Here is a 19,868-nt window from a genome sequence, read left to right on the forward strand (position 1 = left end):
AAGCGCTTGACATTTCATTCATCATCTTGCACCGCCTTATTCTCTTTTGCTGTTTTCCTGTTATGACAAGGATGACATAAGGATTGGATATTATAAATGTCTAGTCGCCGCGACCAGTCTACTTTAGTAGGAATGATATGATCTCCAATTGTTGCTTCTATGTATAAGCTATCTTTCAAACATGATTGGCAGAGGAACGAATCCCTTAATAATGCTTGGTAACGTACTGCCCGCCATTCCTTCGTGTCATAGAATCTTATGTATTCTTTGTCCGTCTCGTTTCTGAATCGGTTATATAATTGACCAGTAATATTCTTATGTATTTTGCAATAGCCACCGTCTGTATCGTAGTCAATTAAGGTTCTACATCTTTGTTGGTTACATTTCTTAAGTGGCTTCATTTCAATTCAACTAGTAGTTTTGTTATATTGTCACTCTTGATAATGCCATTGATTAAAATAGGTAGTTTTAAAAGAGTGACCACCGCCGCGACCATTATGTAATTAATTGTTATTCCTGCTATGAATGAGAGTAAGAATAATATGAACGATACAAACCCGAATAGTATTAATGTGCTTATGTTCCATGAGATAAAGATAATGATTAAAGCTGTCAGTTTATGCACGCCGCCACTCCTTCCTATTTAAATCGTAATAGCATAATTAGAAAACAAGTAATACCTAGAAATGATATGATGCCGATAATTCCCATTAGCATTAAGCCGATTGTAATTAATGTATTTCCGACTGCCACCATTACAAATTCCCTCTGTATTCGATTCGTTCGTGTCCAAATAGATTTCTGTTCAAATGATCGTATTCTTCTATTAGGCTGTCTAGCTTCTCATTTAATATTGCGTTGTCTGTTCTTAATAAATCAATGAGCCGCATGACCTCCTCGTTGTTTGTACAATTGCACATTCTTTTCACTTCCCTATATTATTTGTGAACATAAAAAAAGACGGCTAGAGAGATTAGCCGCCCTGGTCTTGCTATTCAGTTTTGAGTAAAACAGATATTGGATCGCCTCCTGCGCTAACTTACACGCTATTATTTAGAAGCTACTTATATAATTGTGTTTCCTGCTGCCTAATTTTAGGGAGTAATAAATCGCCGACAACCTTCTCAACTGTTTCTGTAGCATAGTCGCCAAAGATTATTTTTCCTTTGTTATAATAAACCCCTGTTGAAACGTCTTCTTTTTGCCATTCGTCATGCCAGAGTACGTCAAATGTTCTGATGTCGCCTCTTAATCTGTTAGGCGATTCTACTATTGCTAGTACAGTCATTGATTCCCGCCCCCATTTTGTTTATGTGTATACAAAGGGCGATTTCTCGCCCCGCTTATATATGAAAGGTCGTCTCTGTTTGTCCCTTGCCTTGTTATATACCGCAATCGACAAATATATACATTAAATCTCAAATTCTTTTATTCTATGTATTTCAAGTTTGTTGTTGTCGCATTCCCCAAATCTGGGTTCAGCCTGTAATGTTTAGTTTCGCAGCCATATCCTCGCCCGCCAGTTTCTTCGCAATCCAAACCGCACCCTTAGGCGTTGCAAGTGTTACCTGATCCGTCTTGTTGCTGTTCGGTCTTACTACCGTTCGCACTTTGAAATAGCCTCGGTCGATATATGTTTGATAAGGAATGTTTTTGTTTGCCGCGCCACTTTGCAGAATACCAAGTTCACGTAGTTCCTTAAAGATGATGATTGGCCCGATTCCAATATGCTTGGCGAGTGTTCCAAGTTTGATCAAGTCATTCGTATTCATAAGCTGATTGAACGCCTGGACTTTTGGCTTGTCCTCTTGGATAGTTGCCGTTAGTTGCAAAATCATCTTCTGCTGTATATCCATTGCCCGCTTAACAATCATTTCTGGGCTGTTCCACATCTTTTCAATATGCAAGAAATACTGTCGGGCTTGCTTCCCTTTTTCCGTTCGCTGAATCATTGAAATTTCCTTAGCCATATCCAGTTTCATTTCGTGGTCGATTCGTTCATAAGTACGTACTCTTTTTTGAGCGTCTACCTTTTTACTTAATTTTCCGTAATCGACACCTTCAGTAAATCCATATTCAGTCATGCGTGGGAACCAATCATGATATGCAGTTTTAACCTCCAAGAATTCATGTAGGTCTCGACCGCTTACCGTTATTTCCCCGTTCTCGTTGTTTGTTGTTTTGATGAGTTCATTCATAATAATCATCTCTTTCTAAATTTGATAGTGCATAAGATTTTATACACTTCAACCAAGCATCATCCTATAGTAAATAGTTGGGCTATGGCGCGAACCATAACCCGTACACTATCAAATTAGGAGGTGGATGATGACCTCGTTGAAACGTATAAAAGTGGCGATAAATGGCCGCCATTACTGACTTCTTCTATTGCTCAGTGCTAACATAACCACTTCAGAACCCCATGTCAAGACTATTTCAAAATTTCTTTTATTTTTTTACCAAGCCTCTCACCCTGGTTGTCTTCGCTGTCTTTCATGCCTATTTATTTGGAGGAATAAATGCATGGCTTTATTTCACATATACTTTGGAGGAGTATGAAAGTGAATGTCAGTGTCTCGTTCAAACCTATAACAGCATTGCTTTTAAAAGCAGACTGTTTTGTTCGCCACTACTTATATATCCAGATTCATACAATGCCAATTCGCATTATTTTGGACTTTTGGCTCTTTTCTGTCGATAAATCAGCTAAATAGTGAAGAAATGTTGTTGTATTCGTCTTCTTTAGCGTTCTTGATGAGGGATTCGTGCATGTCGTGAATAGAAGCCGCCACCAGTTTCTCGTATGTTTGAAAGGCTCTTAACGTACCCATAACGAATTTATCCTTTTCCTTCTTAGTAAATAGTGCCTCGTTGTTTCCATATACAAGCGCATTAAGAACTTTGCGGAACAGTTCATGTTCATTCTGTTTAATGTGATCAGTGAGTACATCGAGGATAGTAAAATTGTAGTCTGCTTTATTTTTCTGAAGTTGATTGTAATTGATGTTGCCGTCTGTACCTGCCTTGTTTCGTTTTAAGTAGTCAACAACATAGCCAAAGTAATCGAATGATTCTTTTGTATCAAATTGTATAATCGTCTCGTATTCTTCTTTGAATGATTGAATCTTTTCATATGTATGGGCATTGTCATTGGCGATGATTTCAAAGGTTTTAAATGTCATGTAAGCTATCTTAATGCGATTGGTTGCCGCCGCCAGTGTTTGACTCACATTTTGCTGTGAAACATTGAGTCGTGTCGCTACTTCGTCTTGTGTGTAGCTTTGACTGAATAGGTAGGTTTCGTATTGCTTTGCTGTAAGAAGTGTTTCCAAGCCGCCCGTAGCTTCAAGGAATGCGCCGTATGTATCGCTGTATTCTATTTCCTGCCATTCTTTATAGGCAGCATCATCATAGTGGGAATTGCTTTCGTCTTCTATATAGGAATGTTCTTCACGGATGACTTCGTTGTTGAATAGTCGTTCTTTCTCAAGCATGTTCTTGATATGTCCATCGAGGCGTTTACTTATCCATGCAATCAATTGGTTGTAATCATAGGATGTATCAGCTTGATAGAGGATTCCGCCGCCATTATCACCGACTAGGCATGACAGGAACCAACTTTCCAAGTCCAATGCATCAACAAGGTAGTATTTCGACTTAGCTTCAGTAAAGAGTTGATTGAGCTTGGCATCCGTAAACGATAGGCGGGTAACGTAGTCAGTTCCACCGTCTTCGTTGATTTCTTTTATTTGCTCATATGTAATTAGTTCATGCAGAACATCATTTCCCTTTTGAAACTCTTCTATATAATGAAGTAAAGTTGTCATTCGTCATCATCCTTTTTCTTAGAATCGAGCAACATCTTGAAAAGTTGATCTAGTAAATTCTCATCAGCTTGAAAGAAATGTTTAACAGCATTCTCGAATTGTTCAGCAGCATCCGCTTCCATTGCGATTAAATCCTTTTCAACATCCCTGAAGCCATCAATGAGCGGTCTAACCACTTCCTCGTCGTATTTCTCGACTGTCATGATACCGTTATCATTGAAGCGTTGTCCGATGCGGTAAACACGTTGGTCCAGCGCGTACAAGATTTCCATCAATTCAAGCTGCGTATCTGATACGACAGAGTTGTCGTCATTCATCGGAAAGCCGTTACTAGCTTCATAGAGCATGATTTCAACATCCTCAATATCTTCTTCCAACTCAACAAAGAATGGATGTAGTACTTCACGAAAGAACTCTTCCTCGTCCATAACCCCATCGGCGACCACTTTTTCATGCATCCCCCTCAACTTTCGGTGTAGATCCATCTGCAAATCAAAGAACTCTGTATATTTTAATTGCATCGTATGGCTTAATTCAGTTTTCTTCATTTTTATATTCCCCCTTAATATCTGTATAGAAATCAACGTATTGCATTATTTCCTGATATTGTTTTTCAATCAGCATGTTCTTGGTGCGGGCAATTGCCAGGTCGAACTCCAAGCTTTCATTTTCAATCATTGCTCTCTGGTAATCGGCTAATAGTTCGCCATATGCCAAGCGCCATAGGTATTCGTCTTCATAATCCATCATAATTATTGACCCCTTTTATTTGGTGTGATAAAGTATATATGGGATAGTATATCTACAAATAAATATATTGAATAAAAAATAATGAGAAGGTGCTACCTCCCCTTGCTGTGTCTTTGTTCATGACTAACTTAACCATTAGGGCTATCGGTGTCAAGCGTTATTTTCAGAATAGTTTCCAAGTAGTTCCCTGCTACCTGGAATGTATTAGATATTTTCGATGATGCGGTTCATTTCTTCAATTTGTTCCGCAGTCATTGGCGAGTAATTAGCTTCTTCTTGCAACTTAAGCTCTTTCAATTGTTTTTTGATTTCTCGCTGCTCCTCGACCGATGGAGCCGCTGCTTTTCTCAACTCGACTAGTTGCTCCTGTTCGCGGTCTTTGCGTGCCTTAACAGCCCTGTAGTGTTCCTGACGGCTTGCTAGTTCATCGCGAATCGCTTTCATATCTTTAGTTTGTCGGAATGTTGATTGTACGTAGTTAATATCTGCAATCATATTGTCTGTAACCATTGTTTTTTTTGCCACCCTATAGTAATCGACTCCAAGCATCTGCGCCATTTCAAACTGATATAGTTTCCGCATATCTGCCTCAAATATGACTAGAGGCAACTCCTTAGCTGTTGGATCAATCTCTGCGTATAAAGCCCTCTTTTCTTGAAAGAAGTTTATCCAGATTGCGCGTGCCTTTACATCGTAGTCAACTGCTCGCTCTCCTTCAATCCATTCACCATCAATCTGTACTCTGTGTGTTTTAGGTGCTTGTGTGCCGCCTGATGCGATGTATTCGTGGTCGAGTAAAAACTTTTTGATACGTCTACATACCGTCTTAACCGCCTCATATTCAACCCCATACCTTTCAGCCAGCTCCTTGTATACTTCTGTACTGAATTGAACGACAACGCCATCTTTCCCATTCCGCAAAGACTTGCTTTCAATCAAATGGTTAATGTATGCAATGCCGACCTCTGAGTATTGCATTGGCGACAATATCAGCATTCTCCAGAATCCAGCGGGAATACTGAATTCATATGTTGATTTTTGACCTCTTCCAGCTGTAATGATGTCACGCATTCCCAAATTCTCTAGCTTGTCCAGTCGTGCCTGTTGTGTTTGCTTGAGTGCGTGATTATGACTCCATCCAGTAAAGTTGCAATATTCTTCGTGATTCAATGTAACTTTTTCCATCATAACTACCTCCATTTGTATATGATTAATTGCGCCATCAACTGCCTCACATTCAATCTTCGAGTACAACATAACCAGTTCAATATTCAGAGTCAAGCATTACTTTAACTTTTCTGCGTATAAGTGTATGAATAGTAGCCTTTGGATGCTCAAGAGTTCAAATCCCCCTCGATATGACCCTTTATATATAACAGGCAGAGAATATCTGTGGTTTCTACTACTAAGGGTCAAACTGAGGGGGATATTGCGCCGCCGACTATTCTACCTCTTATGAATGCAAAGTTAGCGATTCCATCCAATAACACTATTAGAGATACAAGGTTCATAATAGAGGGATTGAATGGACATCGTAGCCCCAGACTTTCTATAGACGAACAACTGGATGCCCATTCACGCCCCATCTACTTCCTGTGGCGCTCGATAACCCTGTAATGATATGCAAGTATCTCTTCTTTGAACACGTAGTATAGAAGCGCCGTAGCAACAAATAGGACTATCCAACCGCCAATGCTCCCCAACCCACTTATTAATACGAGTATGAACGCTGCGAACATGAGTAGAAGTAATATAGATGCGATGATTTCCATAAAGACACCTCCTGGATGAGTGATTTCTTTTAAGTACAAGAGTAACTTAACCACTTAATCCCCAGGAGTCAAGGTCTTTTCAGAAGATTCTGCTTAAGAAGTGATAGATGCCTGATATGTTCCAAGTGTATCTATCAACTCAACGATGGCATCTACTTCTTCCTGAACAGATTCAACGCCATTCAGGAGAAAGTAAAGACCCTGCAATTGCCAAATAAATCTATTGTAATCTGGATGATTCATCGTACCCTCAAACGCGATACTTCTCTTTATTACTTGAATGGTATTTTCAACATTTAGCCGTAAATCAATCATATTCTCGCTTCCTTTCTATAAGAACACATATTCGATGATACTGTCATGCCATCGTAAAGGTAGATTGCACAAGGCTTTGTAAACGGGTTGCTTATTACATGCATCATATTGACATAAGCCTCACAACCTTTTTCATCAATTGTTTTTGATTGCTTCGTTACATTCGGAATCGCAATCAGAATCAAAATGGATATAATCGCTAATACGATTAGCATTTCGATAAGCGTAAAACCTGACTCATCATTATTTTTTTTCATCTTTAATGCCTCCTTTAAATTTTATCAATCATTCCATACATTGGTAGGAGCAATGCGATATAAGCAGCTAATATACAAACTGCGATCAGACTAAATAAAATTGGTTGTAGAATAGCGAGTCCTTTTGACAATAAGTGATTGATTTGATTCTCTAAATACTCGCTGTATATGATCAGCTCTTTCGGTAAATGACCACTATTTGTACCGTGTTCCACAAATGATGTAAATTGTTTAGTTAAACCATCTGTAAGCATTACCGCTTTTTCAAATGGCTCACCGTAAATGACATTATTCTTAATCTCACTCGAAATTTCGCTGAGTACAGGATCTAAATTTTGATTGATTAAGACATCAAGTGAATCTTGCATTGATAATCCGGATTCCAATAAACTACCAAGCTCGCTGGCAAACAATCTAGTTTTCCACATCGTAAAGAATGTCCCAAGTAATGGAAGGGAAATTAAAAACTTTATTTTGTTCGGTGGAGATAGATTCTTATAAAATTGGTGACAGCAAGCGATTATGCAAATAACCAAAATCAACATTATTAAAATAACATCTGGTGTTTTTGCAACAAGCGTAGGTAAAGTCTGAACAAAACCACCATCATTATTGGATTTCGATGCGGACATTAATTCAATGTTCGGTAAAAAGAACTTTCGGAAACCCAATAATAGAATCGAGATGAAGATAAATAAACCTGCAGGATATGCAAGAAGAGCCTTTAACTTCTTTTTAGCTTCCTCCATTTTTTCTAATCTCTTTGCCATACTCGCTAATGTGTCTGCGAGTCGACCGTCTCGTTCAGCAATAACAACCGGAAGTAAAATACTTGATGTAAATTCTAAACGGCTTAAAATATGAGTTACAGTTTCACCATCACGAAAATCAGACTCAATACTTTCCAGTAAAACTTGGTAGTCGTCTGAATGATGTGGAAGCAAAAGATTCACACTGTCATAAAATGTATAACCTTCTTTTAAAAGGATGGCTAAACGCGCTAAAAATTCGGGCCGATTTTTCAGTTTTATCTTTTTCTTAATTTCGTATTTCGTTTTCACCATATATTTGTTGCGGAAGACTATATTTATTTACAACTGATGTAATTCTTGTCTCAGAAGGAAAAACAATCCGCTCTCCCTTCATAATAGTGTCAGTCATTTCATCGAGCATCTGCCCATCAACAATTTCAAATACGACACCTCGTTTGCCGTTCTGCTGTCGAATTAGTCGCTGTGCTGAAATACAAATGACTGTTTGCCGTAACTCTTCAGCTGAAACACCAAAATCCATCATCCGATAGAAACAACCTGCTGGATCTTTAGAGTGGACAGTTGAGAATACTAAATGTCCTGTTAGGGCTGCTTGTACTGCGATTTTTGCAGTTTCACTATCTCTGATTTCGCCAATCATTATGACATCTGGAGAATGTCGTAAAATAGCTTTTAAGCCCGATGAATAAGTCATGCCTGATTGTTCATTAACTTGAATTTGTAGTAGATGTGAATGATTGTTTTCCACCGGATCTTCCAGTGTAATCACATGCCTATCCAGTACGTTGACAATAAGGATAGTTATAATGACAAGTCTACGCATTTAAATTTCCGATGGAGATTAGGTATTGTATCTTCGAGATCTATCATATTATAGAAGGAACACAAAAAAGAGTGGCGAATCCTCATACGGATAAGCCACTCTTTTCTATATTTCAAACTTATTCAGATACTCCGCCATAATTTCTTCAGTACGCTCTTTTAATTGACCACTTGAAAACTTCTTGAATTCTTCATGCGCCCCACTTATAAATGTGAATTCTGTATACTCTTTATTACTATTACGCTTGACCAGCTGCATGTTGTTTCTTTTTAAATAGATATTAGATTTTTTAAATTCTGATCGTGCACTTTTAATAGCTTGGTTAATCATATTTGTATATGGCCGTTTAAATTTAAGTTGAGTATCTTCTATTAATGATAAATCTTTTTCAAGAATTATTATTAACATAGGTAAATAAAGCGCATTATAAAAATGTGGTAAAGCTTCTTTTGTAATCAACTACATCACCCTTTTTTAATCCTAATTCTTCGTTTTATTGACATTGACGCAAAGGATTTCCTATCGCACGTTGCACAATATGTATTTGCCGTTACGTACCCTTTATGACTGTATTTATGAATCGGTGTGACCATGCTTTTGAAAATTAAATATTCGTTGCAGTCGGCACAGGTAGTTTCTTCAACACTTTTTTTAACACTTTCTTCTTCAGCTATCAATTCTAACATTGTTATCCCCCTCTTTCAAAGTGAGTAATTCGACACAGGTTCCATATACCCTTTATTTTTCGACAATTAAATATATTCACCATTCCAACCAGTTCTCAACTTTATAATTTGATTTACGATAAATTTGAGCGGTGGTATCTTTGGCTGCAGCATATAAAACCGCAAATAGATTACGAACCTTACCCCGTTTATAAGCATTGATTACAGACAGCACAGCATCGGTAAACAAGCCTTCATGCGACTCAAACACGATTGACTTATCAATGACAGCCTTACCACGTAATAGCGTGCCGTACGCTTCATATAGGTCATCGAGATTGAAGTATGGAGATAGTAAGTCATAAATGTATGTAGGCATCTTATCGCGTAATCCACGCTTAATATCTGCTGTCACTTCTGGTAAATCCTTGACCACTTCTTTTTTATCCGAAAAATCTATGTTACTAGTATCGTTAGTATTACTTGAATTTAATTGAGTATTAGTAAGAGCTTCTTTGTCGGGACATTCCGTTGGGACATTGTTGTTTTCAATGGGTTTAACAGGCATCAATACAATAGCATCTGCCGAACGTCTTTTGTCTCCATTGTGACGTTTTAACTCATACTGCTTAATGATACCTAAATCCTCCAATTGCTTACACGCTCTTGTAACCGTCTTTCTACTGATACCTAACTCATCGGCAATCTTTGATTTACTACGATAAGAAACCCCAGGATACTTACACGAATAACGGTGCAACACGTCCAGCACTTCTTTTGTAGATGGAGTTAATTGATCAGCATAAAGTTCGCGTACTTGTATCGTATTTTTGTTAAGTTCGTCTATATGAGCGAACGGCTGTAATGATGTATAAGTATCAACTGTATTTAATAGTGTGGACATGTTGTCACCTCGCTTTCAAATTTTATTTGTACTGTGACATTAAGGTAAGTTTATTTTTGCATAATGAGTAATAGCTGTTTCTCCATTAATGTCAGTTCTATCCGGGAGATACCACTCTGCTTTTTCATCACCAATACCTGGGTAAAAATTTAATGATGCAACTTCAACATTCTTACCGTCAGTAACTAAATACTCTTTATTGTGTTCTGATGGTTCTCGTTCATCTAGATTAATCCAATCAATCATTATGATTCACCTCGCTTTCATTCCCGGTTGATTATTTATATTTGAGAATTCCGTTTTATAAAATTGTTTAATTTCGTCAAATACCCTTTTGCTTCACGAGTCGTCATTCCAAACAAATCTTCTTCATAACCACCATCAAGATTGATCTCAATTGAGACGATTTCATCTTTCACGTTTTCTATTAGGCCATCCACAGTTTTTACACCATCAAAATAAACTCCCATGAAACCTTTCGACGACTTGCATTTTGTTTCTAATTCCACAATTAATTTTTCAACTGTCATTTCAATGCCATCTCCCATTATGATTTGATTTACTGCAGCCACTTCCAAATCCGTTAACAATTTGTGGTACAACATGACTCGTGCTAATCGGCGCGTATATTTATGTGCGTCTGTAATCTTGTCCAGCTGTTTTGATTTGTGGGCAATGTACTTTTTGCGTTTATCTAACATCGTAACCCCTCCCTTCACTCATAATTCATTCGTTAAATACATATTAAATGATTATAATGTATAAAGCAACTAATTTATGATTTTAATTCATATTTAATTCAAAAGTGTGCTATTATATAATTACAAACAATAATAAATGAGGTGAGGACATGGAAATCACAAAGAAGGTTAGACGCTTATTATTGGAGTCAGATATGAATGCAACCCAATTAGCAGAAAAAATCGAAACTACTCAATCCAACTTCTCTCGTAAAATGAAGAATGAATCTTATTCGGTGGCCGATCTAGTTAAAATTGCAGATGCTACAGGGGTTGAATTGGAAGTCAATTTTATAATGGAAGATGGAACGAAGATTTAAAAAAAAGGAGGATGACATATATTGTGGACAGTAGAAATCTCATCAGGTTTTTCCAAGGCTTTATCCATGAAAAACTCAAAGCATTTTACAGTACTGGTTGAAAGTGATTTTTCAGAACACGAACATTTTTATTTCTCATCACCTTACCTTGAAACCCTAGGTGTTAAAGATTCTAACCTTGCCTTTTTTCGAGCCAAAGCAATGATAAGAATATTAAATGGTATCCTTCAATTAAATAATCAACCAGTTGTTACATTTAGAACACACCGTATTCTCTATACACCAAACAATAAAAACCCGTCTAGTCACAACATTTACTTTGATCCACAGTTGGAATACGAAGCGTTACAAAAACCTTTTGAAACCGGCGCCCATAAACCTGATAGTTTTAAATACATCCCACGTGAATTCGATGACAAAGATTATGTAGTAGATCTATTTGATTTAGCCTATAAAGAAGAATTAGTAAAGGAAGTTCTCGTTTTATTTTCTCTAATCAAAACAGAACCCTTATATTTATTGTTCAACACCCTAAAAGTTGTTGAAACAATAGCGTTTGACTTTGACTTGAATACAGGGAAAAAAGAGGATAAGAAAACGAAAAAAGAGATTTCTGAAGTATTAGGAGAAAATAGCGAACTCTTCATGAACGCTTATAATTTCTTTACGGAGACAGGAAGCGGAAAGTTTTCACATTTCATTAACACTAGGGATGGATCCGGTATTTTTGCAAGGCACGGAGCAAATAAAAGAATTTATCAAGACAAAACAGGGGTCCAACTGCCTACAATTTCATTTAAAGAAATAGAACATAATATTCAAGTATTAATTTATGAATGGATTAATTACAAACTACTTAAACTAAAAGGTTATAGATATCCACCTATTGAACGAACATCCAAAATTGAAGCTTTAAGTGACGAGGATTTTTATTTTGAATTATAAAATACTTGACAAATAATAAAAAAGGCGACCGCTCAATTAAGAGTAGTCGCCTTTTACGTATCATAGTTTTCCTTTATTTAATCTACGCTGTCTTTCCTTAATCATCATTGACGGCTTACTAATAATCCCATCAACAGTTGTGCCATATCGTCTTTGTTCGGCTCTAATTGTAATAGGTCCCGCATAACCATCTTGCTTTACACCTAGCATCTTTTGTCTACGCATGATCATAAGTGACGGTTTACTAATAACGCCATCAACAGGAGTGCCGAAATACCTTTGTTCCGCTTTGATTGTCAAAATTCCCTCATAACCATCTATTACTAGAGTTTCTTTCTGTTTAGGAGGAGACTTCGGTTGTTCCGTTTTTTGATCGCCAACTTTCAACACTTGACCAATGTAAATAAAATTAGCGTTTTTTATGTTGTTATCCTTTTGAAGGATTGCTACTCTTGTCTTGAATTTAGTAGCGATTGTGCTCAATGTATCGCCCTTTTTGACGGTGTACAGGTTTGATTTAGGATTAGTTACCGGAACCGTATAACCACCTGATAATGCATCCTGAATGCGTTTGCGATACGGATTAAACGACCCATCTCTTTTAAGTATAACGGCTGGACAAAACTTTCCGCTCCAGTGCTGATGTGGAACGACTCTGCTTGATGGCCATTTAAATGCATTAAGCAAATAAGCGTGCAGCATAACCCCGTTTGTTTCAGTTTGCTTTCTGTCGCCATCAACGTTCATACACTTCTCGATGCCAATTGATGTGCGGTTACCCGACTTTACTCCCCAACCATCACCGCAATGATAAGCCGGCTCGTCAAACGGAATGTGTTGATAAATAAAATTCTCGTCGACTGTTAAATGCCATGAAACGTGTGTCGTATCTTTCGGATTATAGTTTGACATGTTATGAATGTAGCGATTGTGCATTTCGGCATCTGCTCCACGTCCTGGATTGCCTGTGTCATGATCTGTAAGGTGAGTAGGGCTCATTTTGCCCCCTGGTCTAATTTTCGGGTTTCGCTTTGAAATAATATCAACTATTACTGTTGCATTGCCAATCTTTGCGCCATGTCGAAGTAGTCTCATTTTCTATCATTCTCCTTTTAATTTTGTATTAAAAAAGAGCGACGATTTACTCGTCACTCTCATGATGTTTAGCTTGCTTATAAAGCTGATTACCAAATACCGCTGCACCGCTAACTAATACGCCTTGAATAACTGCATCAGCACTAAAACCAATCAACGCAATGGCGAAGACTACACCAATGACTAGCAACACATAAGGGATAAGCCAATCCTTTACGTTTGGTGTATTTTTCAGTAAATAACCCAAAATTAAAAGCACCGGAATAACAATCAGTGCTTGCTCGACAATGTATTCATTTAATATTTCACCCATTATTTAATACACTCCTTTTCTATTCCATCTATTCTTTTATGCGCTTGCTTCGTGCTCTCGTCCGTGCGGATAAGCTGTTCGCTTAATTCTGTAATTCGGCGCTCGCTAACTTTCATATCCACACGGATCGAATCAACACCTGTACCGATATGACTTAATTTCTCTCCGATTACCGCATCATGTGTCGCTTCCTTTTTCACTTCTTTGTCTCGACTTCTCATAAAGCTAAAGTAGCTAATTAAAAAGCCGAACAAAGCACCTATGACCCCAAATTCCACCATCGCGCACCTCCTAATTTTTAATAAAACAAAAGAACGCCTATTCAGCGCTCTTAGCTCATTCCGACAATCATAACGCTCACTGTGGCCGGCACTATTCTTGATGTAGCTTTAATAGCCGTAAGACGTAAACTAACACTACTTATCATCCCGTTGGTGAATTTATATCCAATAACGTTGGCCACGAATTCCCCCGCCGAGCAATTGGCAAACACGCCCCCAACACCACTAGTATCGGTAAAGTCGGAAACGCTTAGGTGTAAATCGTTAAATGGTTGCAAATCGCCCTGGTTGGATGCTGGTACGTTTAATTCAAATGTTTCGACAAGCACTTTGCTATACGTGCGGACCCCTTCTTTAATGTTGCTACTCTCTAGCGGCCCTGTCGACGTTTGTACTTTGTTGAAATAAAACGACGGCATGTACCTGTTTGGACCAATTTCATGTCTGACAAAGTTATTTTCCACAAATCTCAATCTGCCATTTACTAATTCGATTCTATTTTCATTTCCGACTTTAACGTCCCCGGCAAACGTTCCACTTGCTCCTGTTATGTCCCCTTTGAGAAGGACGTTCCCCGCTGCATCCACAATAAATTGATCGTTAACATTTAATCCAAATAACGACTTAATGTGATTAGCCGTAATGGAATGGGCAACAATAGCCTGTTCTCCGATAGGCGCTTGTCTCCAACGCAACCCGTCAAACCGATGCATTAAATAATCACGGCTTGTATCGAACCAAACATCATTAATTTTTCTACCGCTAGATGACGGTTCCGTTGCCGCATACAGGATTGTATTTTTACCATCAGCAGTAGTTACCGCTTGCCAAGAATCATCTAAGACTGGACTTGTGTAATCAGTACCTGACGGGTTTTTATACGTGACTCTATTTCTAGTCCACAAAAAACGCAAAGGCTCCCAAAACGGCTTTACAGATTCCCAACTTCCGCCGATTCGAGTTGTTTCAGAGTTAGATTTATAGTACTGGATAATGACGTCATCTATACTCCTGCCGTCTTTACCATCTATCCCTTCTTTTCCGGGTGGTCCGTCAATACCACGTTCACCGTCATCACCTTTTATTTTTGACCAATCATAATCAGCGGGATCGGTTGGGGGTGTTGATTCAGCGACTGCAACTCCGATATATATTGCATTGAACGGATTAGTAGTCATTGGGTTTCCATCAGCATTTTGACTGTATCGCACCCACATGCTTTTTTCGATTCCGTCTTTGCCATCAGCACCAGGTAATCCGTCGCGGCCATCTTCACCATTTTCTCCGTCATAAACATTGGTAAGCGTGATTTCAGATATTGTCACAACTTCCAAATCGATAGAAACAAGTACTCTAAACATCGCCTTTTCATCGATGCTCGTAGCATTTACGTTTATTGTTTTACCTGCAGCATAAAAGTTTTCGACGTGATTTCCGTCTTTGTCGAATTTCATCCATTGGTAATCGTATCTTGTACCTTCTTCATCAACCTCATTACCACCGACAAATGTCACTGCAGTTAGATTTGTTGAACCTTGTCCGTTCTTAAATACGTTACCAGCACTAGAAATAACATTGGCAATCACCAAACGTTCAAAGCGTTTTCTAATTTCTTCTAACATCTGATTCCAAACCGCATTGACTTCATCTTCGGTGTACTCAATATAGTGACCAAGCTTTACGTCTTTTTTAGCTTTTGATTTAATGCTTCGATTCTGCTCAAATATACGCGCTTCGAGATATAAAGGTGGATTGAAATCAATAACCTTAATTTTAATCGTATCGCCATAACGGTACTTTTTATTTTGCATACCTGGTACATTTTCCAAGTCGATTATTGTACCTTCAAAGGTAACTTGCGTATTGATTCGCTTATCTAATGCGGTTCGTGTGTATTGACGCGCTTCTTCTTCAGTCATTTCAAGACGTTCAGAATGAATTTCATACGTTTCTATTAAGTGTTTTAGGTTTCCGTGTTCGTCAATTCTGCCCCAACGTTGTAGCGCTTCCTCGTCTTCCACAAGTACTTCAAGGCGCGTGCCATCTTCTAGTTCGGGACCAAGTCCTAATAGAGCGGTAACGATATCTTGTTTCTCGATGCGACGGATGCCAGCTAAATCTTTTCCGAACTCGACCTCACGACCGTTCCATTGTCCAACGCGTTCAAGTAAATCGACATAGCGACCGATGACTTTATTACCATCGTGTTCAATTCGGAAACGTAATTCTAAATCAAATTCTTTGGCGATCCGTTTTAAAAACTCATATGGATTTGTATGACTTTCAATTTGCAAAGTTAATCTTCTGCCTGATTCGACGATACCTATTCGCCATCCAGTATCATTTAAAGCGCGTCCACCGTGTTGGGTAGCTGTACCTTCAAATGGGTCTCCGGGATACAAGATGCTAGCTTTCTTCAACTCCAAATAAGAAGCATTGGCAAACACTTGCATTTTAAGTCCTTCACTATCAAGATATTTATGCGCTTCAAAAATGACGAATTCACGTAGAGTATCATCTTCATCCGGAATGATAATGCGATTACGTTTTTCTAAAAATTGACTAAACCGCTTATCTGCAAATGTTCGGAAATCATATGTTTCTAGTGTGCTTTCAAGTGACCTTCTGTGGTTGTCATCTATGATATTTTTCGCTGTAATGAAATCTAGAATTTCATCTTTCTGACCATCTAGAATGTGGATCGTAGCGTTTAAATTACTGGATACACCTTTTAATCTTTGTTCCGCATCAGGCATATTAGGATTACCGATATACATACTGGCTAGTTGTGTTTGTGTCATTTGTTCACCGCCTTTTTTGAAAACAAAAAGAACGCCCGTTGTGGACGTTCTTTAGGTCATCGTAAAATTACATGCTTCTTCGTGTATATTCTTTATTTATGAAATCTGTTATTTCGTCAATTAATTCCACGTTATAAAGTTCATAAGGAACAAAATCAGCAATAGAATCTATTGAATTTCCTCTGATGTCACTAGTGGATATTTGAAAGAAATTCCTTTTTGCATATAACTCATCTTTACTTTCATAACTCGGTCCAGAGAACTTGTCTTTCACCTTATTATAAAAAGCATTCCTTTCTTCTGCAGTTTCAAAATCCCAAGAAGTGTACTTGCCTTTATGCAGAAGTTCGAATTGGTGGTATATTGATTTACTCATGATTTCCCTCCCTCCATCTTCTTCATTCGACAGAGGGATTGAAATTCCTTCATTATCATTTATAAAGAGCGCCCGATTTGGACGTTCTAACATTTACACTTATATTAGTGAGTGTTAATCACCATCATCTTGAGTAGTGAATTCTTCAGCGTAACCTTCCAAGACTTTTTCATTCCAACCTTTAAATCGATAGACCCTTTTGGTAATTTTTCTTCCAGAAGCACCTAGCCCCAATTTCATGCCTGATCCATCGGCATCTAACCCTACATTACTTTTCCCTCTCATATCATAGTATTCTTCAATTTCTACTTCATCAGCGGACTCTATACGGTTAGCGATTGCTAACTCTTGGGCAACCCTTGCTTGTGATTCAGATATTCTATTAAATACTTCTTGTTTTATAGCTTCTTCTTCTAACTCAGCGATTGTACCTTTATCGTTCAAATTCTCGGATTTCCCAATTGATGCCTGCAATACTTTGGATAGCATAAAGATTGGACTAGCTCCTATAATTCCAGCTTGAAAACCGTTCATAAACTCAATCTTTTTCGACATTAAACTTCCCTCCCCTTTCATCATCATTCGACAATCGGAAGGGAAGTCCTCTTTTAATCCACTACATTTTCGAGCATGACGATGTCATAAAGGTCGATTGTTTTCGGACCTGCATCTGTTTTTAAAGCAACAATCCCGCTGCTATTCTGTAAATCGTTCATGAATTCCTGCGGGTCACGATCCACAATAAACTTCTCACCGTTTACCATTGTTATTTTTGTTTTCAATCAAATTCCCCCTTTCCCCGTCGATATTCGACATAGGTGAAAGGGACTCCTTCTTTTATCCTATATTAATTTTAATAATTAATTTCACTTTCGATAATAGTATTTCTGCTTATTTGCGATATTTATTAGTAACAACCATTTTGGAGGTGAAACTAATGAAATGTCCAAGTTGCCATACTTATAACAGGTATATATTATTCGAAAACAAAATTACTTTTTTCCCTGTTTTCGAGCAAAGAATAACCGCACAGTGTTTTGGCTGTCACTATATCTTTACAGTTCATCTCTATTAACAATGGGCGACCTTATTTGGTCGCTTTTATTCCTCATCTAAAAAGACAGCAGTTAGTTGAGTATTGACCGTTTGAAAAAGGGCATAAAAAATACACCCTTTAAGGTGCTTCGGTTTCTTCTTCTTCAATTTCTTCCGGTTCAGCTATTCGCTCCTGAATTTCTTCAAAATCTGCCTGTGTAATCATACCCCGCATTAGATAATTCATTGCGAAAATATTAACTTGTTCACGAGTGAAACTACCGTTCCAATAACCATTGACAAGGTTGTCTTTTATGAACTCATTCATGTTAAACATTAGACACTACCTCCCAACGCGGTTATTGCGGTTTTGAGTTTATCTATTTGTTCTTGCAGATTTGATACCTCAGATAATGTATAATCTTTTAGTAGCATCTCACGATCTCCAATATACCCGATATCCTCAATTAATTTGTCCACATCTTCTTTTTTTGGTTCATTACCCTTGCCGAAAATTTCAGTGAGGTCTAGCAGGATTATACTTTTTATTTTTGTCGTTTGCCCCTCGATTCCTCTAGGAGAGATAAATGGAGCACGGCGGGAACTTCCCTGAACAAACTCATTTACACCGCTATATACAGTTTTGTTTACATTCCCCGCAATACTAAAAACAGTCCATATTAAGGGAGCAAAGGCATAAAACCTTAAATTCGCCATGGTTTCGTTGTTTGCAATTTCGACCCGTGCATAATATACATTTCCTTGAACAAAGTCAACATTTACTGTCGATAACGCATTTTCAATAGATCTCGGACTTGCTGCAATGACCAAAAAACCATCTATCACTTCTAGCGATCCTGTGTTGACAGTGAAACCATCTTTACCTTTTTCAAAGTTTCCGTTTATAATTTGGTTTTTTAACTTTATTACCGTATCTGTTTTTATTTGTTTAACCAATTTGTCTGCATATTTTTTTGATTCACTAATTCCCCAAAAACTCAATTAAGCCACCCCATTCCATGCTGTTCCATTCCAATATAAAATGGTCATGGTGTGATTTTCTTCAATTCTTACGCCAATAGCAAAACTTTCTTCAGGTGTCGGGGGCGTCTGGGAATGTAACCATCCATATTCCGCTATACTCCCAATTACTTGAGTATCAAGAACACCATTTAACTTGGTTAAAATGTCCGCATTTGATTTCTCGATCTTTGCTAACCTAGTATTTACATCAGTATCTTTTACGTTTTGCGTAACAGGAAAACTTATGCCGTCTTTAACACTTACCGGCAATGGATTGACATCACTGGTTACAACCCAATCCTGTAAATCAGCATTCCAGACTTGGGGCAATACATACGGCACACTCCTACCGTCTATCGTCACCCATTGAATTTTCATTTCTTTACTTTGTGGCATTTTATCACTCCTTTATACTTTCCAAAATACGTAAATATAAATAATCGTTATTTGGAAAACCTTCTTCCCTTCCATCTGGATAAACGACAATAAACTCATATTTAATAAATCCCGTTTTACTCGTCACACGACGTTCTAACGGGAAGTACACTTGACTTTGCTCTTTGTTCGTAATAATACATTCTTGTCTGTAAATCGTATCCTCGATGGAAATAAGTACCTTGCATCCATTCAAGTCGAGCGGTTTACCTTTTTTCAATAGTTTCACAGAAATGGCGTTACGATCGTCGAATTGTTTAACTGTCAATGTCATCTATTAAATCAACTCCCTCAATAGGATTAGTCGGCGAATACCCAAAGGCTTGGAGTGTGATTATGATAGATTTGATTGGGACCAAACTTACTTCGACCGTATTATCGATTTGCTCAACCTCTACATCGTTCAATTTTAGCCCCT

33 protein-coding genes and 1 pseudogene are annotated in these 19,868 nt (G+C 37.9%); 3 read left to right on the plus strand and 31 right to left on the minus strand.

Annotated elements, in window-relative coordinates:
• Nucleotides 1-14: 14 nt before the first annotated feature.
• The 5 genes from AC25Y1_RS06375 to AC25Y1_RS06395 form a co-directional block, all read right to left on the minus strand.
• Nucleotides 15-401: an HNH endonuclease gene (locus AC25Y1_RS06375; protein WP_488147124.1), complete on the minus strand. Its 387-nt coding sequence runs from the start codon at nucleotides 399-401 to the stop codon at nucleotides 15-17.
• Nucleotides 398-625, minus strand: coding sequence for a hypothetical protein (locus AC25Y1_RS06380; RefSeq protein ID WP_488147125.1), 228 nt, complete (start codon nucleotides 623-625; stop codon nucleotides 398-400). Before AC25Y1_RS06380 ends, AC25Y1_RS06375 begins: the two co-directional genes overlap by 4 nt.
• Before the next feature lie 130 nt (nucleotides 626-755).
• The gene (locus tag AC25Y1_RS06385; RefSeq protein WP_488147126.1) at nucleotides 756-920 is read right to left on the minus strand and encodes a hypothetical protein; all 165 of its coding nucleotides are present in this window, start codon (nucleotides 918-920) and stop codon (nucleotides 756-758) included.
• A 140-nt stretch (nucleotides 921-1,060) separates the two neighbouring features.
• Nucleotides 1,061-1,288, minus strand: coding sequence for a hypothetical protein (locus tag AC25Y1_RS06390; protein WP_488147127.1), 228 nt, complete (start codon nucleotides 1,286-1,288; stop codon nucleotides 1,061-1,063).
• Between the two features lie 190 nt (nucleotides 1,289-1,478).
• Nucleotides 1,479-2,198 carry a phage antirepressor KilAC domain-containing protein gene (locus AC25Y1_RS06395; RefSeq protein WP_488147128.1) on the minus strand — a complete coding sequence of 240 codons (720 nt, stop codon included), beginning with the start codon at nucleotides 2,196-2,198 and terminating at the stop codon, nucleotides 1,479-1,481.
• Between the two features lie 363 nt (nucleotides 2,199-2,561).
• Here AC25Y1_RS06395 and AC25Y1_RS06400 point away from each other — a divergent pair, with 363 nt between their 5' ends.
• A complete protein-coding gene (locus AC25Y1_RS06400; RefSeq protein WP_488147129.1) occupies nucleotides 2,562-2,714 on the plus strand; it encodes a hypothetical protein in 153 nt (50 codons plus the stop codon).
• Here the strand turns inward: AC25Y1_RS06400 and AC25Y1_RS06405 are convergent.
• The 14 genes and pseudogenes from AC25Y1_RS06405 to AC25Y1_RS06470 all read right to left on the minus strand — a co-directional run bounded on the left by AC25Y1_RS06405 (nucleotide 2,703) and on the right by AC25Y1_RS06470 (nucleotide 10,787).
• On the minus strand, nucleotides 2,703-3,827 hold the full coding sequence (locus tag AC25Y1_RS06405; RefSeq protein ID WP_488147130.1) for a sigma-70 RNA polymerase sigma factor region 4 domain-containing protein: 1,125 nt from the start codon (nucleotides 3,825-3,827) through the stop codon (nucleotides 2,703-2,705). The two genes, AC25Y1_RS06400 and AC25Y1_RS06405, sit on opposite strands and share 12 nt — an antisense overlap.
• Nucleotides 3,824-4,375 (minus strand): hypothetical protein, encoded by a 552-nt coding sequence (locus AC25Y1_RS06410; protein ID WP_488147131.1) that lies wholly within the window; start codon nucleotides 4,373-4,375, stop codon nucleotides 3,824-3,826. The genes AC25Y1_RS06405 and AC25Y1_RS06410 overlap by 4 nt, the downstream gene beginning before the upstream one ends.
• On the minus strand, nucleotides 4,362-4,577 hold the full coding sequence (locus AC25Y1_RS06415) for a hypothetical protein (protein ID WP_488147132.1): 216 nt from the start codon (nucleotides 4,575-4,577) through the stop codon (nucleotides 4,362-4,364). Before AC25Y1_RS06415 ends, AC25Y1_RS06410 begins: the two co-directional genes overlap by 14 nt.
• Nucleotides 4,578-4,781: 204 nt before the next feature.
• The gene (locus AC25Y1_RS06420) at nucleotides 4,782-5,762 is read right to left on the minus strand and encodes a hypothetical protein (protein WP_488147133.1); all 981 of its coding nucleotides are present in this window, start codon (nucleotides 5,760-5,762) and stop codon (nucleotides 4,782-4,784) included.
• Nucleotides 5,763-6,163: 401 nt separating this feature from the next.
• Nucleotides 6,164-6,403, minus strand: coding sequence for a hypothetical protein (locus tag AC25Y1_RS06425; protein ID WP_488147134.1), 240 nt, complete (start codon nucleotides 6,401-6,403; stop codon nucleotides 6,164-6,166).
• 39 nt (nucleotides 6,404-6,442) lie between these two features.
• Entirely contained in the window at nucleotides 6,443-6,664 is a 222-nt protein-coding gene (locus AC25Y1_RS06430) for a hypothetical protein (protein ID WP_488147135.1), read from the minus strand.
• On the minus strand, nucleotides 6,661-6,921 hold the full coding sequence (locus AC25Y1_RS06435) for a prepilin-type N-terminal cleavage/methylation domain-containing protein (RefSeq protein ID WP_488147136.1): 261 nt from the start codon (nucleotides 6,919-6,921) through the stop codon (nucleotides 6,661-6,663). The genes AC25Y1_RS06430 and AC25Y1_RS06435 overlap by 4 nt, the downstream gene beginning before the upstream one ends.
• 14 nt (nucleotides 6,922-6,935) lie before the next feature.
• Entirely contained in the window at nucleotides 6,936-7,985 is a 1,050-nt protein-coding gene (gene comGB, locus AC25Y1_RS06440) for a competence type IV pilus assembly protein ComGB (RefSeq protein WP_488147137.1), read from the minus strand.
• Nucleotides 7,960-8,475: pseudogene (locus AC25Y1_RS06445) on the minus strand (ATPase, T2SS/T4P/T4SS family); the annotation flags it as partial. The pseudogene AC25Y1_RS06445 and the gene comGB, both read right to left, overlap by 26 nt.
• A gap of 147 nt (nucleotides 8,476-8,622) precedes the next feature.
• Nucleotides 8,623-8,976 carry a YhjD family protein gene (locus tag AC25Y1_RS06450; RefSeq protein WP_488147138.1) on the minus strand — a complete coding sequence of 118 codons (354 nt, stop codon included), beginning with the start codon at nucleotides 8,974-8,976 and terminating at the stop codon, nucleotides 8,623-8,625.
• 5 nt (nucleotides 8,977-8,981) lie between these two features.
• Nucleotides 8,982-9,203, minus strand: coding sequence for a hypothetical protein (locus AC25Y1_RS06455; RefSeq protein ID WP_488147139.1), 222 nt, complete (start codon nucleotides 9,201-9,203; stop codon nucleotides 8,982-8,984).
• Nucleotides 9,204-9,279: 76 nt separating this feature from the next.
• On the minus strand, nucleotides 9,280-10,086 hold the full coding sequence (locus tag AC25Y1_RS06460) for a MarR family transcriptional regulator (RefSeq protein WP_488147140.1): 807 nt from the start codon (nucleotides 10,084-10,086) through the stop codon (nucleotides 9,280-9,282).
• Nucleotides 10,087-10,125: 39 nt separating this feature from the next.
• Nucleotides 10,126-10,332, minus strand: coding sequence for a hypothetical protein (locus AC25Y1_RS06465; RefSeq protein ID WP_488147141.1), 207 nt, complete (start codon nucleotides 10,330-10,332; stop codon nucleotides 10,126-10,128).
• A gap of 35 nt (nucleotides 10,333-10,367) precedes the next feature.
• On the minus strand, nucleotides 10,368-10,787 hold the full coding sequence (locus AC25Y1_RS06470) for a hypothetical protein (protein WP_488147142.1): 420 nt from the start codon (nucleotides 10,785-10,787) through the stop codon (nucleotides 10,368-10,370).
• Between the two features lie 149 nt (nucleotides 10,788-10,936).
• Between AC25Y1_RS06470 and AC25Y1_RS06475 the strand changes: the two genes are divergently transcribed.
• Both AC25Y1_RS06475 and AC25Y1_RS06480 read left to right on the plus strand, forming a co-directional pair.
• A complete protein-coding gene (locus AC25Y1_RS06475; RefSeq protein ID WP_488147143.1) occupies nucleotides 10,937-11,146 on the plus strand; it encodes a helix-turn-helix domain-containing protein in 210 nt (69 codons plus the stop codon).
• Between the two features lie 21 nt (nucleotides 11,147-11,167).
• Nucleotides 11,168-12,091, plus strand: a complete 924-nt coding sequence (locus AC25Y1_RS06480) for a hypothetical protein (protein WP_488147144.1) — start codon at nucleotides 11,168-11,170, stop codon at nucleotides 12,089-12,091.
• A gap of 60 nt (nucleotides 12,092-12,151) precedes the next feature.
• Here the strand turns inward: AC25Y1_RS06480 and AC25Y1_RS06485 are convergent, their stop codons facing one another.
• From AC25Y1_RS06485 to AC25Y1_RS06540, 12 genes are all read right to left on the minus strand, one after another.
• Nucleotides 12,152-13,186: a LysM peptidoglycan-binding domain-containing protein gene (locus AC25Y1_RS06485; RefSeq protein ID WP_488147145.1), complete on the minus strand. Its 1,035-nt coding sequence runs from the start codon at nucleotides 13,184-13,186 to the stop codon at nucleotides 12,152-12,154.
• 46 nt (nucleotides 13,187-13,232) lie between these two features.
• Nucleotides 13,233-13,499, minus strand: a complete 267-nt coding sequence (locus AC25Y1_RS06490) for a phage holin family protein (protein WP_488147146.1) — start codon at nucleotides 13,497-13,499, stop codon at nucleotides 13,233-13,235.
• On the minus strand, nucleotides 13,499-13,780 hold the full coding sequence (locus tag AC25Y1_RS06495) for a hypothetical protein (RefSeq protein WP_488147147.1): 282 nt from the start codon (nucleotides 13,778-13,780) through the stop codon (nucleotides 13,499-13,501). The genes AC25Y1_RS06490 and AC25Y1_RS06495 overlap by 1 nt, the downstream gene beginning before the upstream one ends.
• A gap of 50 nt (nucleotides 13,781-13,830) precedes the next feature.
• On the minus strand, nucleotides 13,831-16,581 hold the full coding sequence (locus AC25Y1_RS06500; RefSeq protein WP_488147148.1) for a phage tail spike protein: 2,751 nt from the start codon (nucleotides 16,579-16,581) through the stop codon (nucleotides 13,831-13,833).
• A gap of 67 nt (nucleotides 16,582-16,648) precedes the next feature.
• Nucleotides 16,649-16,957: a hypothetical protein gene (locus tag AC25Y1_RS06505; protein ID WP_488147149.1), complete on the minus strand. Its 309-nt coding sequence runs from the start codon at nucleotides 16,955-16,957 to the stop codon at nucleotides 16,649-16,651.
• Nucleotides 16,958-17,071: 114 nt separating this feature from the next.
• Nucleotides 17,072-17,512 (minus strand): hypothetical protein, encoded by a 441-nt coding sequence (locus tag AC25Y1_RS06510; RefSeq protein WP_488147150.1) that lies wholly within the window; start codon nucleotides 17,510-17,512, stop codon nucleotides 17,072-17,074.
• Nucleotides 17,513-17,565: 53 nt separating this feature from the next.
• A complete protein-coding gene (locus AC25Y1_RS06515; protein ID WP_488147151.1) occupies nucleotides 17,566-17,739 on the minus strand; it encodes a hypothetical protein in 174 nt (57 codons plus the stop codon).
• A 392-nt stretch (nucleotides 17,740-18,131) separates the two neighbouring features.
• Entirely contained in the window at nucleotides 18,132-18,329 is a 198-nt protein-coding gene (locus AC25Y1_RS06520; protein ID WP_488147152.1) for a hypothetical protein, read from the minus strand.
• Nucleotides 18,329-18,994, minus strand: coding sequence for a hypothetical protein (locus tag AC25Y1_RS06525; protein WP_488147153.1), 666 nt, complete (start codon nucleotides 18,992-18,994; stop codon nucleotides 18,329-18,331). Before AC25Y1_RS06525 ends, AC25Y1_RS06520 begins: the two co-directional genes overlap by 1 nt.
• Nucleotides 18,995-19,411 carry a hypothetical protein gene (locus tag AC25Y1_RS06530; RefSeq protein ID WP_488147154.1) on the minus strand — a complete coding sequence of 139 codons (417 nt, stop codon included), beginning with the start codon at nucleotides 19,409-19,411 and terminating at the stop codon, nucleotides 18,995-18,997. It abuts the gene before it with no gap.
• Nucleotides 19,412-19,415: 4 nt separating this feature from the next.
• Nucleotides 19,416-19,724 (minus strand): hypothetical protein, encoded by a 309-nt coding sequence (locus tag AC25Y1_RS06535; RefSeq protein ID WP_488147155.1) that lies wholly within the window; start codon nucleotides 19,722-19,724, stop codon nucleotides 19,416-19,418.
• Nucleotides 19,708-19,857, minus strand: coding sequence for a hypothetical protein (locus tag AC25Y1_RS06540; protein ID WP_488147156.1), 150 nt, complete (start codon nucleotides 19,855-19,857; stop codon nucleotides 19,708-19,710). Before AC25Y1_RS06540 ends, AC25Y1_RS06535 begins: the two co-directional genes overlap by 17 nt.
• Nucleotides 19,858-19,868: the final 11 nt, after the last annotated feature.

The organism is Sporosarcina sp. Y1009 (assembly GCF_057669865.1).